The 16,837-nt window shown below is 67.4% G+C and carries 15 protein-coding genes; 8 read left to right on the forward strand and 7 right to left on the reverse strand.

Annotated features, from left to right (window positions below; all coding sequences use genetic code 11):
• Positions 1 to 86 precede the first annotated feature (86 nt).
• From NYO98_RS09875 to NYO98_RS09895, 5 genes are all read left to right on the forward strand, one after another.
• Complete coding sequence (locus NYO98_RS09875; RefSeq protein ID WP_268111489.1) at positions 87 to 548, forward strand: TlpA family protein disulfide reductase; 462 nt, start codon at positions 87 to 89, stop codon at positions 546 to 548.
• Positions 549 to 834: 286 nt separating this feature from the next.
• Positions 835 to 1,317 (forward strand): DUF4395 domain-containing protein, encoded by a 483-nt coding sequence (locus NYO98_RS09880; RefSeq protein WP_268111490.1) that lies wholly within the window; start codon positions 835 to 837, stop codon positions 1,315 to 1,317.
• Positions 1,318 to 1,357: 40 nt separating this feature from the next.
• Positions 1,358 to 2,206, forward strand: a complete 849-nt coding sequence (locus NYO98_RS09885) for a sulfurtransferase (RefSeq protein ID WP_268111491.1) — start codon at positions 1,358 to 1,360, stop codon at positions 2,204 to 2,206.
• 1 nt (position 2,207) lies between these two features.
• On the forward strand, positions 2,208 to 2,513 hold the full coding sequence (locus NYO98_RS09890) for a DUF1416 domain-containing protein (protein ID WP_172256424.1): 306 nt from the start codon (positions 2,208 to 2,210) through the stop codon (positions 2,511 to 2,513).
• Positions 2,514 to 2,683: 170 nt separating this feature from the next.
• The gene (locus NYO98_RS09895; protein ID WP_268111492.1) at positions 2,684 to 4,171 is read left to right on the forward strand and encodes a sensor histidine kinase; all 1,488 of its coding nucleotides are present in this window, start codon (positions 2,684 to 2,686) and stop codon (positions 4,169 to 4,171) included.
• A gap of 19 nt (positions 4,172 to 4,190) precedes the next feature.
• On the opposite strand, the gene NYO98_RS09900 is transcribed toward NYO98_RS09895, so the two are convergent.
• The gene (locus NYO98_RS09900) at positions 4,191 to 5,561 is read right to left on the reverse strand and encodes a polysaccharide biosynthesis tyrosine autokinase (protein ID WP_268111493.1); all 1,371 of its coding nucleotides are present in this window, start codon (positions 5,559 to 5,561) and stop codon (positions 4,191 to 4,193) included.
• Between the two features lie 232 nt (positions 5,562 to 5,793).
• On the opposite strand from NYO98_RS09900, the gene NYO98_RS09905 reads away from it, so the two are divergent.
• Positions 5,794 to 6,303, forward strand: a complete 510-nt coding sequence (locus NYO98_RS09905; RefSeq protein WP_268111494.1) for a hypothetical protein — start codon at positions 5,794 to 5,796, stop codon at positions 6,301 to 6,303.
• On the opposite strand, the gene NYO98_RS09910 is transcribed toward NYO98_RS09905, so the two are convergent.
• The 4 genes from NYO98_RS09910 to NYO98_RS09925 form a co-directional block, all read right to left on the reverse strand.
• Positions 6,304 to 7,221 (reverse strand): nucleotidyltransferase family protein, encoded by a 918-nt coding sequence (locus NYO98_RS09910; RefSeq protein WP_326494429.1) that lies wholly within the window; start codon positions 7,219 to 7,221, stop codon positions 6,304 to 6,306. It abuts the gene before it with no gap.
• Entirely contained in the window at positions 7,118 to 7,765 is a 648-nt protein-coding gene (locus tag NYO98_RS09915; RefSeq protein WP_268111495.1) for a hypothetical protein, read from the reverse strand. Before NYO98_RS09915 ends, NYO98_RS09910 begins: the two co-directional genes overlap by 104 nt.
• Positions 7,766 to 7,779: 14 nt before the next feature.
• Positions 7,780 to 8,538, reverse strand: a complete 759-nt coding sequence (locus NYO98_RS09920) for a hypothetical protein (protein WP_268111496.1) — start codon at positions 8,536 to 8,538, stop codon at positions 7,780 to 7,782.
• A gap of 476 nt (positions 8,539 to 9,014) precedes the next feature.
• Positions 9,015 to 10,373 carry a helix-turn-helix domain-containing protein gene (locus NYO98_RS09925; protein ID WP_268111497.1) on the reverse strand — a complete coding sequence of 453 codons (1,359 nt, stop codon included), beginning with the start codon at positions 10,371 to 10,373 and terminating at the stop codon, positions 9,015 to 9,017.
• 364 nt (positions 10,374 to 10,737) lie between these two features.
• Between NYO98_RS09925 and NYO98_RS09930 the strand changes: the two genes are divergently transcribed.
• A complete protein-coding gene (locus tag NYO98_RS09930; protein WP_268111498.1) occupies positions 10,738 to 12,237 on the forward strand; it encodes a sugar transferase in 1,500 nt (499 codons plus the stop codon).
• Positions 12,237 to 13,382 (forward strand): DUF1972 domain-containing protein, encoded by a 1,146-nt coding sequence (locus NYO98_RS09935; protein WP_268111499.1) that lies wholly within the window; start codon positions 12,237 to 12,239, stop codon positions 13,380 to 13,382. The genes NYO98_RS09930 and NYO98_RS09935 overlap by 1 nt, the downstream gene beginning before the upstream one ends.
• Positions 13,383 to 13,409: 27 nt before the next feature.
• Here NYO98_RS09935 and NYO98_RS09940 read toward each other — a convergent pair whose 3' ends face one another.
• Together NYO98_RS09940 and NYO98_RS09945 are read right to left on the reverse strand one after the other, a co-directional pair.
• Positions 13,410 to 14,852, reverse strand: coding sequence for a nucleotidyltransferase family protein (locus NYO98_RS09940; protein WP_268111501.1), 1,443 nt, complete (start codon positions 14,850 to 14,852; stop codon positions 13,410 to 13,412).
• Positions 14,853 to 14,854: 2 nt separating this feature from the next.
• Positions 14,855 to 16,837, reverse strand: coding sequence for a glycosyltransferase (locus NYO98_RS09945; RefSeq protein ID WP_268111502.1), 1,983 nt, complete (start codon positions 16,835 to 16,837; stop codon positions 14,855 to 14,857).

Here is a 16,837-nt window from a genome sequence, read left to right on the forward strand (position 1 = left end):
TCCGTCCCGGGGCCTCGCTCCGTTCCCGGCACCCGACGCCGGGGACGAGCCGGAACAAATGCGCGTCCCGACGTCGTTGCTCCGGTGTGACCACCGGAGCCTGGATCGTCGTCGCCGCTGTCGTGCTGGCGACGGCGTTCGGGCTGTGGCGGCTCGCGACCGACGGCCGCTTCCGCGGCAGCGACGTCGTACGCCCGCCGGCGGCACCCGACGCCGCAATCGAGGAAGCGCACGTCCCTAGCCCCGGTGCCGACCTCGTCGCCGCAGTGGGCCACGAGTTGGGGGAGCGGGCGACGCTGCTGCAGTTCTCGAGCGCGTTCTGCGCCCCCTGCCGCGCGACCCGCCGCGTGCTGGGCGAGGTCACCTCGATCGTCGACGGTGTCGCCCACGTGGAGGTCGACGCCGAGCACCACCTCGAGGCGACGCGGACCCTCGGGATCCTCCGCACGCCCACCACGATCGTGCTCGACGCGACCGGCTCCGAGGTCACCCGTGCGACCGGCGCCCCCACCCGCGACCAGGTCCTGAGCGCGCTGGCGCGCGTCTGATCTCAGGATGTGGATGGATGGGTCACATGGTGAGACGCGAAGGGGTCCGGGGGACGGCAGCGCCTAGGGTCGTCGTCATGTCCTCGACCATGCTCACCAAGCGCCGCGCAGTGGACCACTGCCGCGTGCGCTCGGCGCTGTGTCGAATGTCGTAGAGGTCCCACCGCTCCCCTGAGCCCCCGTCCGGCTGTCGTCTGCCTGGACCCCGCTCGGTCGGTGGGACCCGCACGCCGGCCCTGCCCCGGTGTGCCCGGCCCCGCCCGTGCCGACCGACCTCAGGAGAGACATGACCACCACCGCCACGCCCAGGCCCACACCGGGGTCCGACGCCGCCGCCCCTCCGGCGGGGGCGATCGATCCACGCGGCCCGCAGCTCGCCGCCGCCCTGACCGCCGTCGTCCTGGTCACCGTGCTGCTGCTCCCCACGCCGTACGCCGTCGCGCTGCTCGCCGTGCAGGCGGTGCTGTTCGCCGTCGGTGCGGTGCGCGGGGTGCAGGCGACGCCGCACGCCTGGCTGTTCCGCACGCTGGTCCGCCCGCGCCTGGCCCCGCCGACCGAGTGGGAGGCCCCCGAGCCGCCGCGTTTCGCCCAGGCCGTGGGCCTCGCGTTCGCGCTCGTCGGGCTGCTGGCCTTCGCGGCCGGTGCCACCGTCGTGGCCCAGGTGGCCGTCGGCCTCGCGCTCGTGGCCGCCCTGCTCAACGCCGTCTTCGCCTTCTGCCTGGGATGCGAGGTCTACCTGCTCGTCCGCCGCTTCATCGCCACCGCCTGATCACCACCGCCTGATCACCACCACAAGGAGCACACCAACCATGAGCCGCGAGAACTCGCTCGTCACCGCCCAGTGGGTCGAGGACAACCTCGACACCGACGGCGTCGTCCTCATCGAGGTCGACGAGGACACCACCGCCTACGACAAGGGCCACATCCGGGGAGCGATCAAGCTCGACTGGACCACCGACCTCCAGGACCAGGTCCGCCGCGACTTCGTCAACAAGGAGCAGTTCGAGGCGCTGCTGTCCGAGCGCGGCGTCGCCAACGACGACACCGTGGTGCTCTACGGCGGCAACAACAACTGGTTCGCCGCCTATGCCTACTGGTACTTCAAGCTCTACGGCCACCAGGACGTCAAGCTCCTCGACGGCGGCCGCAAGAAGTGGGAGCTCGACTCCCGCGAGCTGACCGACGAGCTCCCCACCCGCGCGAAGACGTCGTACACCGCGCAGGAGCAGGACTCCTCGATCCGTGCCTTCCGCGACGAGGTCGTCGCCGCGATCGGCACGCAGAACCTCGTCGACGTGCGCAGCCCCGACGAGTACGCCGGCCGGCTGCTCGCCCCGGCCCACCTCCCGCAGGAGCAGGCCCAGCGCGCCGGTCACATCCCGACGTCGGTCAACGTGCCGTGGAGCAAGAACGCCAACGACGACGGCACCTTCAAGTCCGACGAGGAGCTCACCGCGCTCTACGACGAGGTCGGCTTCGACACCGACAAGGACACGATCGCGCTGTGCCGCATCGGCGAGCGCTCCTCGCTGACGTGGTTCGTCCTGACCGAGCTCCTGGGCCGCAAGAACGTGAAGAACTACGACGGCTCCTGGACCGAGTACGGCTCGCTCGTCGGCGTCCCGGTCGCCCTCGGCGACGAGCCCGGGGAGGCCTGACATGTGCGGAGCCAAGGAGGGCGGCCTGTCGCTCGACGGCGTCAACGTCGCCAAGGAAGCCGTGATCCAGGGGCAGGTGCTGCGCAGCGGTGACGAGCCGGTCGCCAACGCGTACGTCCGGCTGCTCGACCGCAGCGGCGAGTTCACCGCCGAGGTGCCGACGTCCGCGACGGGGCACTTCCGCTTCTTCGCCGGCGACGGCGAGTGGACGCTGCGCACCCTCGCGCCGAAGGCCCAGCCGGTCGACACCCGCGTCGTCGCCGCGACGGGCTCGGTGGCCGAGGTGCAGGTGCTCGTCAGCGCCTGACCCGCGACTGGTCCAGACCAGGGAGGGACGCCCCGCGCACCCAGCGCGGGGCGTTCCTCTCATTTTCGCCACCATTCCCCCACACCCCCGTTGCCGCCGTCGCGTGCGCCCTACCGTGGCGGTTCGGGCTGTGCGCCGGATTCGGGCTGTGTCGTGGAGAGTGGGTGGTGATGGTCGCCGAGATCGCGCCTGCCGTCACGCCCGGAGCCGACGAGCTCTGGCGACTGACCATGGAGCACTCGCCGGTCGGGATGGCGATCGTGTCCCCGACGGGCGGCTTCGTGACGGCCAACCTCGCGCTCTGCGAGATGCTCGGCCACGACGCCGACGTGCTGGTCACGAAGTCCTTCCAGGACATCACCCACCCCGATGACCTCGACGCCGACCTGCGCCTGTTCGAGCAGGCCCTTGCCGGAGAGATCAGCTCCTACCGGATCACCAAGCGCTACCTGCGCGCCGACGGCAGCGTCCTCGTGGGGGACCTGTCGGTGGCGCTGCTGCGCGACTCCCTGGGCGCCCCGATCCACTTCATCTCCCAGATCGTCGACCTGAGCGAGCGCCAGGCCTTCGTCGACCGGCTCGACGCCGCGGAGGCCGCGGCGGAGGCGGATCGTCGTACGGCCCAGGCGATCTTCGAGGGCGTCGCGGTCGGGCTGCTCCGGATCGACGGCGCGGGCCGCTACGTCGCGATGAACGGCCGGCACCGGGAGTTCCTCGCCCTCGCCTTCCCCGGTGGCCACCACGGCCAGGCCGGCCAGACCGGCTTCGCCTTCGGCGCCGACCAGCGCCCGCTCGAGCGCGACGACATGCCGTCGGTGCGCGCCTCACGCGGCGAGGAGTTCGACGACGTACGGCTGTGGGTGGGGGAGCACCCCCACGCGCGACGCGCGCTGTCGGTCTCCGCGCGGCGCGTGCTCGACCGCTCGGGCGAGCTCGCGGGTGCCGTCCTCGCCTACCACGACGTCACCGACCTGGTCCGAGCCATGGGTGTGAAGGACGAGTTCGTCTCGACGATCTCGCACGAGCTGCGCACGCCGCTCACGGCGGCGCTGGCCTACCTCGAGCTGCTCGGCGAGTCGGGCGACGTCACGCCCGAGGTCCACCAGCAGGTGAGCGCTGCGAGGCGCAACATGCTCCGGCTCTCGCACCTGGTCGCCGACCTCCTCTTCACCACCCGCGTCTCGTCCGGCTCGCCGCTCGTCGACCCCTACCGGGCAGACCTGGCCCTGCTGCTGTGCGAGGCGGTCGACTCGGCGTCGCTCGCGGCCGACAGCCGGGGCGTGCGCATCGCGAGCCGGGTGCCTGAGGAGCTGTCGGCCGTCGTGGACGGGATGCGGCTGCGCCAGGTCTTCGACAACCTGCTCGACAACGCGGTCGACTACAGCACGTCCGGCGGCGTCGTCACGGTCGACCTGAGCCTGCGCGAGGAACGCATCGTGCTGACGGTGACCGACGAGGGCACCGGCATCGACCCGAGCGAGGTGGATCAGGTGTTCGACCGGTTCTACCGAGGTGACAACGCCCGCCGGCTGCAGGTGCCCGGCACCGGCCTGGGCCTCACGATCGTGCGCAGCATCGTCGAGGCCCACGGGGGCGTCGTGTCGCTCGAGAGCACCCTCGGCGAGGGCACCAGCGTCTGCGTCATGCTGCCCCGCTGAGAGCCCTCGGCGGGACTTGTCAGACGCCGACCTGGTCGTAGGCCCCATAGCCGTAATGGCCGTAGTTGCCGGCGCCGACGGTCCGCTTCGAGACCCGGTTGAGGATGATGCCGAGCGGTCGGGCGTTGACGGTGCGCAGGTGGCCCAGGGCGTTGTCGAGCTCGGTGTCGAGCGTCTTGCCAGCCGAGACCACGACGAAGGCGCCGTCGGCCGCATGGGCGACGACAGCAGCGTCGGTGACGGGCAGCAGGGGAGGCGCGTCGATGATCAGCATCCCCTTGGCCGTCAGGTCGGCGATGACGCCGCGCATGGCCTGCGACCCCAGGATCTCGCTCGGGTTGGGCGGTCGCGAACCCGAGGTGAGCACGCTGAGGCCCTCGATGGTCGGGTGCGACTGCAGGGCGTCGGCCAGCTCGAGGCGACCGCTCAGCACGTCGGTGAGGCCCACTGTGTCGTCGACCCCGGCGGCGGACGCGACGGTGGGTCGGCGCAGGTCGGCGTCGACGAGGGTCACGGCCTGCCCGGAGCTCGCGATGGCGGCGGCGAGGTTGGCCGCGACGGTCGACTTGCCGTCGCCCTGCTTGGGGCTGGTGACGACGATCGCGCGCGGCGGGTTGTCGACGTCCATGTAGGACAGGTTGGTGCGGAGGCGGCGTACGCCCTCCGCGGCGAGCGCCGCGCTGCCGGTGGCCGTGCCGACGAAGATGCCGGGCTGCTTGCCGATGTCGGGCACCGAGCCCACGACCGGGACGCCGGTGTCGCGCTCGACGTCCTCGCTCGAGCGGATGCGGCGGTCGAGCAGGCTGCGGACGACGGCGTACGCCAGCCCGAGCAGGGCGCCGAGGACCGCACCGAGCAGCACGTTGCGCTCGACCTGCGGCGAGACGGGGCTCGTCGGCAGCTGGGCCGACTCCGACACCTCGATGCGCATGCCCTGGTTGCCGCTCGACTTGCCGGCCTCGATGCTCTTCACGCGCTGGGCGAGGGCGCCCACCCACGCGTCGGCGAGCTGCTGCGCCTCCTCCGGCGTGCCGGCGCGGGCGGTGATCGAGATGATGACGGTGTCGGGCGTCTGGGCGGCGTCGATGCTGCCGACCAGGCCCTCGGGCGAGGTGTCGAGCCCGAGGTCGTCGATGACGAGCGACGCGGTCTCGCGGTCCTTCGCCAGGACGACGTACGACGCCGCGCGCGACTTGGACAGCGAGTCGTTCAGGCTGTCGAGGCCCGGGTCGCCGCCACCCCCGGACGTGACGAAGCCCGACGAGCTCGCGGCATAGACCTTGGGCTGGACGCTGCTCCAGCCGAAGGCGGCAAGTGCGGCCACCAGGATGAACGCCGTCACGGCGATCCAGTGGTTGCGCAGGATGCGCAGGTAGTCAGCGAGCTCCACCGGATCCCCTTTACTTTCCCGGATGTCCTCAGAAGCGTAGGTGCCGCCGGGTGGGACGTCCCGCGAATCGGCCGGTCCGTGGGGAAGTACAACATTCATCGAGGAAGTCCCTCATTCGAGTAACACCCCCCGGAAGTCGAGATTGCGCTCTATAGCCTTCCGAGCACCGGACGGCAAATGCCGACCGGCAGTGGTCGGGGGCGACCACTCACAACTTCCGTGGGGGCACCACATGAGCGAGCAGCTCACCAGTCAGTCACGCTCGAACGAGAGCGGCATCACCCGTCGGACCGCGCTGCGTGGGGCAGCGTGGTCCGTATCGGCGGTCACAGTCGTCGTCGCGACGCCGAACATCGCGGCGGCGTCCGGGGGCGCCACGGGTACCGGCGGCGCTTCCTCGGCGAATCGCCAGGGAAACAATCTCGAGATCACGTCGTCGCTCACGGCCGGCCCTGTCGCGCTGAGCAGCATCGAGGCGATGGTGACCGTCTCTTTCGCGACCGTCGGTCCCACCATTGCGTCGACCAGCCTCAAGGGTCAGTCGCAGTGGAAGGCGACCGGCAAGACCGACTTCACGGCCACCTTCACCCTTGGCTCTCTCGCCGCTGGCACGAACGCGGCGTTCGAACCGATCCTCGGCCTCCAGAACGCGAGCAGCGTCGCGGGCTCGTTCTCGATCAAGTACACGTGGTCCGGCAATGTCGATGGTGACACGGTGGGTGGCACCTTCACCAAGAATTGATCAGCTGCCCTCGGACCGTCGGAGCCGAACGATGACGTCTCCAACTCGCTTGGCCAGCGCCGACGAAACGGTCGAGATCGCATTCGTCGAGGTGAACTCAGCGGTGACCCATGGGGGGAGCGCGCTCCTGCTCAGCAGGCGCGCTCCCTCTATGGGGGACGCACCCGTGCGAGCCGCGCCGCGCAGCCCGAGGAGGAAGTTGATCCCCGGCACAGCGAAAGGCTGGTGTGCAGGGGCGGTCATCACCTGATCCCGGCACACGTGGCGCCACAGCTCCGGGCCGACGGCGTCCGCAGCCTTGTCGGCGATCGATGGCATGGTCGAGGTCCTTCCAAACATGCGGACGGCCAGGCCCACCGACAGCAGTTCGTCTGCTCGCAGTCGTCGATCGGCGCTGAGCCACGTATTGCGGCGGGCCGCCAGCACGTGAACATCAAGCAGGCTTCGCATCCATCTCCACCTGTCCTTCGCGGCGTGACCGGCCGAGTGTGCCAAGGCGTCGTATCCGGACAGGGTGGGTGTCGGATGGCCGTCGACATGCACGTCCTGGTGCCGCCCCCACAACGTGTCGAAGTCCGGGAAGGTGCCGCGGGTCGGCACCAAGTGCCAGTGGAGGTCGATGTCTGTACTCGACCCGTTGAGCAGCAGCTCGTTGCCGGTGCGCACGAGGTGGCGCCACGCCCAAGACGGACCTGGCATCGGGTAGCCGGGAGCCGGCGCCCAGCCAGCGGAGGCGAGTACTCGGTGAGCTCGCTCGAGATCTTTCGGGTCCACCAGGACATCCAGGTCGCCGGCCCCACGAAGCGCGAAGTCTTCATAGGCCTGAGCCGACAGCGCCACCCCTTTGAATGCGAGAGCTCGCACTGCGGCGTCGCGAAGGGCCGTCAGAGCTACAGACAGGTCGGCCGCCAGCACCACCGCGCCAGCGTGTTGCCGACCCGGCCGCGGCTTCCAGCTCCGACCTCGCCTGTCCGGGAATGTCGAGGCGGTCGAGGTTGGCGGCCAGGTATGGAACGACGTGGTGTTGGAGTGCTGCCTCCACGAGCCCTTGTGGGCTCAGCGAGTCAGGCGCCACCCATCGCCGGTCGCCATCGGAGCGCAGGTGTCGTAGGGCGTCGCGCAGCGCGGTCACCGCGCTTTCGGGATCGTTCCGGGCAGGGCCAACCCCGCGCACCTTGCCCTGCGGTGACGGCTCGTGCGGCGACTGGTCCCCCTCCACCACGACGAGCACCCTGTGTGCCACGAGGTCCCAGACCTGCTGCTTGGTGAGGTCTTCCGGCGACTCGTGCCCGTCGGGTGGGCCGAAGGTTGCGACGACGTGGTCGGTCACTGCCCGTAAAGAGACGGCCGTGCCTTCGGGCACGGCTTCGAGGATGACAGTTGCGATCGGGGACAGTCCGAGGACGCTCTCGTCCACCATGACGACGCTGCGGTCGTCCTCGACGTAGTGGTCGGTCAGCATCCCGCGCCGGACGATCACTCGGGCACCGCCAGGAGCTCAGAAAGCACTGGCGTGAGGTCGGCTGACTCGGCGTAGCGGACGTGTCGCGCCCCGCCGACGAGGTGGATCAGCTCGGCCAGGCGGTGAAGGGGCTTGTCCATGCTGGGCAGGTAGGACGACTGCGGTGCGATGGCAGCGATGGCGTCCACGGTCTCGAGTCGCTCGACGACCGGCTCGCCCTCGTGGCGGGGATCCCGCTCGATGACGAGCAGGGCGCCCAACCGACACTCGCGCTCGGAGGTGAGCAATCCGAGCTCGGACGGCGCGACCTGCTTCTTGAGGTGGCCACCGTCGATGATCGACAGCGGCTTGCGGTAGGCGAGCACGACACCGTCCGGGGTGATGGCCGAGGTCTCGTCGGTGAGGTACGCGAACGTCTTCCCCAAGGTCACCGACGCCGTTGTCTTGCCGGTGCCGGAGGCCGCGACCAGCACGGCCGTGCGCCCGGTCGCAGGGTCAGCAAGGGCGGCGGCGTGCAGCATGACGAGCTCGCCGGCCCGGGAGTCGATCGCGGCCGTGGTGACGGCCGGGGACAGGTAGTGAAGAGCGCTCGCGACGTCTGTGCCACCCGCCTCGACTGCATCGGTGGTCGGCTGCGCGTCCGTGAGGGCGTCGCGCCACGCATCCAGGACCGCGTCGCGCAACGCGTCGGGGGCGCGGATCGGCACGATGACCCCGAAGGCCGAGACGTGGGCGACGACTTCAGCGTCGGTCGCGATCTCGGTGCTGGACATGTGCGCAACCCTAGGCGGACAGGACGAGCTTGCCGGTCGGGATGAAGAAAAGAATGGGCCCCCCGCGTGGGGTGCGGGGGGCTCCGGACGCTCCGTGGGGTGAAGCGCATTTCTTGGCTCGTCGTGGGGGGCACGGAACGAGCAGACGTCTCGGCGGGGGCGTTTGCCAATCTGTCTTGACTGAGTTTGCCAGACACGGCGCGCTCGCGCAGCATTTTTGACACAATCGCCGCGAGCGACGATTCCCCGTGTCGCTCGGTCAGCACACACCCCACATAGGAGTCACCCCATGAAGAACATCGCTCGCATCGTCGTTGCCGCCACCGCCGTCGTCAGCCTGGCCGGCGTGGCTGCTGCTCCTGCGACTGCAGCCCCCAAGGAGGCGCAGCGCAACGTGTGGTGCTGCTGACGCACACGGCTTCTCAGAGCCTGGTCGTCTCGACGCTCCGGCGTGCGGCCCGAGACCGCACGACATCTCACACTCTGGTCGGAGAGACGACCGTCGTACGGGTGCGGAGCCCCGTCGAGGCCGCTGCGCGACGGTACGCGTCGCGGGCGGCCTCGGCCAGGTCGACGCTCTCGAGGAGGCTGGCCAGGTCGAACCAGAGCTGGGCCGCAGCCTTGTCGGCACCGATGGCCGACAGTCGCAGGACCGCTTGCTGGTAGAAGGTGGCGGCCTCGTCCATTCGGCCTTCGGCAGCGCACGTACGACCAGCGAGGGTCAGCGCTTCCGCCTCTGCCAACGGGGCGTGTCCGCTCGACGTGACCTCGACCTCGCCGATCAGGTCCCGCGCCTGCTCCAGCTCGCCTGACAGGTAAGCAGCGCGAGCGAGGCCGAGCAGAGTCCATGCGCGGTCCGTCGGCGAGGCGCTGCTCCATTCCATCTCGGTGACTGCCCGGGTCAGGTTCTCTCGAGCCTCGTCTACCGCAGGCGGGTCGAGCTCGAGCTGCAACCTGCCGACCTCGGTGCGCAAGCGAGCCAGGTTACGTGCATCCTGGCCCTCGCTCAGCAGTGACAACGCTCGCTCAGCGAGGGGCACCGCAGCCACGATGTCGCCGCGGTTGGCCTGCATGACGCTGGCGTTCCAGTACGCCGACGCGCGTGCTCGCGGGGAGTCGAGAGTCTCCGCCTGAGCGATGGCCTTGCTGCAGAGCCGCACGGCGTGGGCCGTGTCGCCTCGCTCGAAGTAGGCCGCCGCGACCGTGACCGAGAGCTGAACAGCCTCGTCGCTCGCGTCGAGGCCGGCGGCGCTGAGCTGGGACAGTACGTCCTCGCCGCAGGTGATCGCACGGCCCAGGTCGCCGGTCTCTCGGTGGATGCGGCTGAGCGCGATGCCGGCCTTGATGCGGCTGACCCCGCTCACGGTGCTGTCCTCGAGCAGCGTCTCGAGCTCGATGATGGCGTCGTCCTCGCGGCCGCTCGCCTCCAGCGACCGAGCGTGCAGGAGCTTGGCGCGCTCGCGCATACCAGTCCCGGCCACGTCGTCCACCCGGCTGAGCGCTGTGTGCAGGTGCTGGGCAGCTTCAGCGGGCTCGCCGGACTCGAGGGCCAGCTCGGCGTAGTCGAGGGCGAGACGAACCTCATCCGGGTCCTGCCCGGGCTCGGCTGCGAGCAGGGAGTCGATCGACACGTCGAGTCGCGCGGCGAGCGCGACGAGTGCCTTCACCGTCGGGCGGCGAGCGCCGGTTTCCAAGCGCGAGAGGTAGGCAACCGACATCGTGTCACCCACCACCTCGCCCTGGGTGAGCCCACGTGCGACGCGGATCGAGCGAAGGCGACGACCCAAGTCGTGGGCGTCGGCCTGGGCTAGCAGTTCGGCCTGACGTGCGTCCATCCGGCCATTGTGAGGGTCGAGCGAGCCGAGTTGTTGAATTCTGGCAAAACTGATCGTCAGGTTTGCCGAAGATGATCAAGTTGAACGGCAGGGTGCCCCGTTGGGGTGAGACGACTCGCTGCCTGAGCGTCGAGGCGGAACTTGTCCGTGACTCAAAGCGTCGACCCCCCCTCAGGGGTGTGTTCCGGGTAACCCGTGAGGAACAGCACGCCCTGAAGTCTGGTCGCATTTGTCCAAGTTTCCGCCAACCGGCCAGTAGTCGCTTAACGTATGCGTGTCAGTCAGGGGTTGGTTGACGCCGTTAAGTGGGCTCGTCTCGGGCTCGAAGTCATCCGTGGGGGATGCAATGTCCGTAGCAAGCCGTGTGCCCGAGGCTGCGCGGCCTCGACCGAAGGTGTTGCACCGTTCGTTCCAGGTCGCCGCTCGCCAGCCTGATGGAGCGGTCGAGTGGCGCAGACGCCACGCCCGCGCCCTCCTCCTCGGCGATCTCTTCGTTCTTTCGCTCGCGCTGGGAACAGCGCAGGTGATTCGCTTCGGTCCCATTGCCGCGCCACGCGTGGATGGCTTGGGCGCGACCTACCCGGCCCTGGGGGTGATCCTGGCCGTCGTCTGGTGGGCTTCGCTTCAGATCCACCAGTCGCGGAGTCCGCTTATCGTCGGACACGGTCCAGACGAGTACCGACGCGTGATCGTCGCAACGTTCCGCGTGTTCGCGGTCATGGCCATGATCTCGCTTGCGTTCCAGATCGAGGCGTCTCGCCTGTACCTCGCTACCGCGTTCCCACTCGGTCTCCTCGGCCTCCTGGTCGAGCGCAAGCTCGCTCGCGTGGGCCTCCACCGCGCGAGGGCCCGTGGCGCGGCTACGACGAAGGTCCTCGTCGTCGGCGGTGCTCGGTCGGCTACCCAGCTCACCCGGTGGTTCGACAAGCACCCCACGGCCGGCTACGCGGTGGGTGGTGTGTGGGTTCCGGATGCACGCACCCCGATCTCGAGCCTGGACGGTTTCGTGGGGCACATCCCGGTGATGTCGGCGAGCCTCGACTTCGCCGAGGCACTCTCGGTCTCGGGGGCCGGTGCGGTCGTGGTGACCGACACCGAACACCTCGGACACGAATCCCTGCGTGACCTCACCTGGCAACTGGAGGGCACGGGGGTAGAGCTCATGATCTCGCCCAACGTGCTCGATGTGTCGTCCGCCCGCCTGCATCTCAACGATGTCTCGGGCATGCCAATGCTCCATCTTCGCGAGCCGCAGTACGCTGGCGCCGACCGCTTCCTCAAGCGCGCCTTTGACTTCGTCGGGGCCGCCGTCATCCTGTTGCTTCTTGCCCCCGTCCTTGTCGTCACAGCGCTCGCGATCAAGTTCGACTCGCGCGGACCTGTCTTCTACCGACAGGAGCGCGTCGGGCGTCACCGCGCGACATTCCGCATGACGAAGTTTCGCTCCATGGCGGTGGACGCGGAACAGCGGCTCGAGGGACTGCGGGTGCTCAACGAGTCCGACGCGGTGCTGTTCAAGATGCGGGATGACCCGCGGGTCACGCGTGTCGGACGGTTCATCCGCCGGTACTCGCTCGACGAGCTGCCGCAGCTTTTCGACGTGCTGCGCGGCGAGATGAGCCTGGTCGGCCCGCGTCCATCCCTCGCTGCCGAGGTGGAACAGTACTCGGTCCAGATGGGCCGCCGGATGTACGTACGACCCGGCATGACCGGGCTGTGGCAGGTATCCGGCCGGAGCGACTTGTCGTTCGACGAGGCCGAGCGCCTCGACCTCGCCTACGTGGACAACTGGTCCATCACGGGCGATCTCATGATCATGCTGCGCACCGTGCGCGCCGTCACTCGGGGACAAGGGGCCTACTGATGACTACGTTCGACATCGAATCCTTCGAAGCGATGGCGGAGTCCGAGACCAAGACGCTGCATGTCGCGATGATCGGCACGCGCGGCGTTCCTGCTGCCTATGGCGGCTTCGAGACGGCTGTCGAAGAAGTCGGGCGTCGTCTGGTCGAACGCGGCCACCGTGTGACGGTCTACTGCCGCAACGCCGACACATCGATCAAGACCCACCTGGGCATGGAGCTCGTTCATCTACCGGCCGTCAAGAAGCGATCGCTCGAGACGTTGAGCCACACCGCCATTTCCGTCCTGCACGCGATGAAGCAGCGGCCCGATGCAGCCATCCTGTTCAACGCAGGCAACGCTCCGTTCATCGGGTGGCTCAAGGCCGCCGGCATTCCTTCCGCTGTCCACATGGACGGGCTCGAGTGGAAACGAGCTAAGTGGGCCGGTCTCGGCGCCAAGTACTACAAGCGAGCCGAGCGCGTGGCCGCTCGATCGGGTCTGGCGCTCATCGCCGACGCCCAAGGGATCGCTGACTATCTCAAGGCCGAGTACGGCCGCGACAGCCACCTCATCGCCTACGGCGCGCCAATCATGGACCCGGGTTCAGAAAAGCTCGCTGAGCTGAACCTCGAACCCGGGATGTACCACCTCGTCGTGGCACGCATGGAGCCGGAGAACCACGTCGACGTCATCGTCGAGGGGTACGCCGGAAGTGGTTCGGACCTTCCGCTCGTCGTGGTCGGCACCGCGCCCTACGGCGATGAGTACATGTCGCGCGTTCGCGAGACGGCTGGCGACTCGGACACTCGATTCCTCGGCGGTGTGTGGGACCAGGACCTGCTCAACCAGCTCTACGCCAACTGCCGTAGCTACTTGCACGGCCACTCGGTAGGTGGCACAAATCCCTCGCTCCTGCGCGCAATGGGTTGCTCCGCTCCGGTGACGGCCTATGCGGTGGACTTCAACACCGAGGTGACAGGTGGCAATGCACGATTCTTTGCATCAGCCGAGGACGTCTCGGTGGCCATCAAGATCGACGATCACGACGCCGCCAATTGCCGCGCCCGTGGAGCGGCGGGCAGGGATCGCGCGCGGACCGCATATCGGTGGGATGACGTCGCCTCGAAGTACGAGGCGCTGCTCAGTAAAGTCGCTGCGGATTGACCTGACCGCTTGACCTGGTCGATTTGGTCACCGCCGAGCAGCGCGGCCAACTCGGCGTCCCACGAACTCATGTGCTCGGTGAAAGGCCGCTTGCGATAGGGCGACAGTCGCGCGACTCGAAGTGCACCGAGCTAGCGCCCACGGAGGTAGTAGGTCAGCGATCAGTCGCCGGATGAGATCTTCGAGGCTGGCCCCAGACTTGCCGAGGCTCACAACCGCACGGAAAGTCGTCAACATCGGCAGTCCAGTCGTGCGCTGACCGGGGTGTTCCTGACCAAGTTGTGCCCGTAGCGCTCGACGAAGAGTTCGGTCGTCAACCATCGTTGCCGCGTGTCGGGTGATCGGATGGCTGCCAGGAGGAAGGCCCAGCAGACGCGCTGCGACGCCGATGGTTGTCAACTGGTCTCGCGACAACTCCCGGTTCATATCGGCCCACGTGCTGGGCATGCACATGAGGCGGTGTACGTCGGCGATCCCTCGCACCCACCTCCAGCCGTCCCTGGCAGAATGGGAAGCTGAGTGAGCGAATGCATCAAACGGCCCCAGCGTGGCAACGTCGTGTGAAGCGATCTGGATCGTCGCCCTCCGCGACCACAGGGTGTTGAAGTCCGGCAGCGCGCGCCGGACGGGGCCCAAGTGCCAGTGCAGGTCTATGGACGTGGAGGAACGCACGAGGGTCAGTTCATGATGTGTGCGCATGAACTGTTGCCATCCCCAGCTGGTTCCGGGTGCTGGGTACGAGGGCGGAACCTGCCATCTCGCGTGGACGAGACATAGCGCCGTCTCGTCAAGATCGTCGGGGTGGACCAGTAGGTCGAGATCGCCGTAACCGCGAACCAAGTGGTCTCCCCAAGCTTGAGCGGCGAGAGCGAAACCCTTCACGACGAGCACTCGGACGCCGCGAGCCTCGAGAAGGTCTAGAACCTGGATCAAATCGTCTGCAACGGGGGCGTTCGCGGCCACCATCTCAACGTGCGATGCGCGCAGCCTGGCTCGCAAGGCTGGGGGGAAAGCCAGATGCTCATCATGGGAGGCAAGTTGCGAGATGACGCGATGACGTTTCGCAATGGCGTAAAACGCCGAGGTCGGGACCGCCGCGCCAAGATGCCACCGGCGGGCCACCGCCGGGGCCAAAGTGGTAGCGCCCACTGCACCATGAAGTAGTCGCAGCACTGCCTCGTCGGTTAGTCGCGTCTCCTCGTAGAACTCGTCGTCCAGCGTCACCAGGTTGTGTGCGGCGAGGTCGTGCAGTTGCTCCGTGATCGCATCCCGCGCGTCTGCTGCGCCCGGAGGAAGTCCGTGCGCGCTGATGACAGCATGCACCACATCTTCGACGTCCACCTCCGCCTGCTCCGGCACACAGTCCAAGATGGTGGCCGCCACCTCGCTTAGGACGAGAACTCGTGCGGCGATCACGACGACGCTGCGGCCTGCGTCGCGGTACTCGTCATCGATCGGTCCGCGCGCCACTTTCACAGTGACTGGGCCTTCTTGGCGGCGCCCGCCCGTTGACCTTCTCCGGGCGTCGGAACGGTCGATCGACCCTTCGAACTCCACTCTCGTCCGGTGGCCGGTCTGGGGCCAAAACCGCCGAGGAGACCATCGCGCAATCCCGCCAGCGAAGCGGCAGCTTTGTCTCGACGGTGTGTCTCGACTGTGGCGGCGAGGATGTTGGCGACGACGGTCTGCCTCAGAGTTCGCACGAGCCAGCGCGGCTCGGTCCTGCCGTAGCGACGTGCAAGCAAGCAACGGTTTCTGTTCATGTAGTACCGCCGGAACGCTCCATGGGACGTCGCCAAGGGTGCAAACGGACCCACCCGGAAGAGCGGCGCGGATGTGCCACCGCCGAGTACATGCTCCATCGCGACGTCTCGATGTATGCCTACCCTCAAGCCGGATCGCCGCGCACGCAGGCAATACTCGGTATCGACGCCATCGATGAACAGCGACTCGTCGAAGAGCCCCAGCGTGGTGATCGTCGTGGACCTCATAGTCATTCCGCTTTGCAGGATCTCGTCTACGGCACCGCGCGAATCACTCGAATAACGGACACCTGGCAAGGTGCCCGGTCCAACCAGATCGAAGCGACCCGTCTCGACATAGCCACGCAGCGCAACCAGCGAACGACCATCAAGTTGCGAATCCTGATCCAGTGTAGTCAGGACCTGTGCACCATGCTCCAAAGCAAATAGAATTCCTGTATTGAGGGCAAATGCGATGCCAGAGTTAACTGGGGAAATGAGGCCCGAGGAGTCGTCAATGGGTTGATTCAAGGACGCCGAGCCGTCGTCAACGAATACAACATTTGCGACGTCGGCAAGCGCTGCAGCGGTCGACCTGAGGGCTTCGATGTCAGCCTGATAGACCGGGATTACCACCCAGTGAGTTCGTCCTTTGGCAATGCTAGTCCACACTGAGCGAGCTCTCAGATTTCGCGATTCGGTCGCGTTCGGCGCCCTGTCGGGTGAGTGGAGACTTGCAAGAAGGACCGAACGCTTCTTGCGCTGGGCTCGTCGCCCTCGTGCTGCTTCTTTGAGCCCCGGGAGAGACCCTCGCTCGCGAGTCAAAACCGCGGCAATTACGACTAGATCGCGCAATACGGATCGCGTGATGGAGCCAGGACGGTTCGCAAAACCATGTCGGGAGAGCAAGAGAAAGCGGTTCTGGACGCTCAACTTGTTAGTTATCGGATTGCGTCGAGACGTTCCAGGCGACCCACGATAATGCTTTGCTACAGGAGCGTTTAACACGAAGCTGCCAATACCCAACATGCCTGCCCGCAGCCCAAGCTCCGCGTCCTCACGATATGCGATGAAGTCCTCGTCGAAGAACTCGCCCGACCGGTCGCAGATCTGCTGCCAAGCCGCCCGCGGGACCCCGAGCAGCGCGCCCGTGATTCCTGGAACTTGGAAGTCTGCTGGCCCTTCTCGCAAAGTCCCGAGCGGACTCCCGTGAAGGTCGTCCACATGCCGCGCGTCAGGTGTCCAGACAATGCCAGCGCTGTCGATCAACTGCTCCTTCGAATCTCCTGAGCGACTGCCGAACAGGAGTATCCCCGAAAAGAGATGCTGATCGGACTTGTCGGCGGAAAGGCGTATCAAAGCCTCAACGCCACCTGGGAGAAACTGGAGGTCAGGATTGGTGACGAGAACATGCGACGCACCTCGTGCAAAGGCAAAACGGAGCGCCAAGTTGTGACCGCCAGCGAACCCGAGGTTCCGCCCTTGGCCAAGGATTCCACATTTCTCTTTGAGGTCGGTCGGCACAAGTTCATAGAGCTCGTCTTCGCTGAGCGTGTCGCAATTGCGCACCAACAAGATAGCTGACAGTGGATGTTCTCTGAGCGAATTCAGGGTGGCTCGAAGCAGTGGAACGTCCGGCCGGTATATCACAAGACTCACAACCAAGCTGGTACTGTCGCGCAATCCTTGGGAGTTGCGCGTCGTAGGCAACAT

This window comes from Nocardioides pini (genome assembly GCF_026712185.1).
Taxonomy (GTDB): Bacteria; Actinomycetota; Actinomycetes; order Propionibacteriales; family Nocardioidaceae; genus Nocardioides; species Nocardioides pini.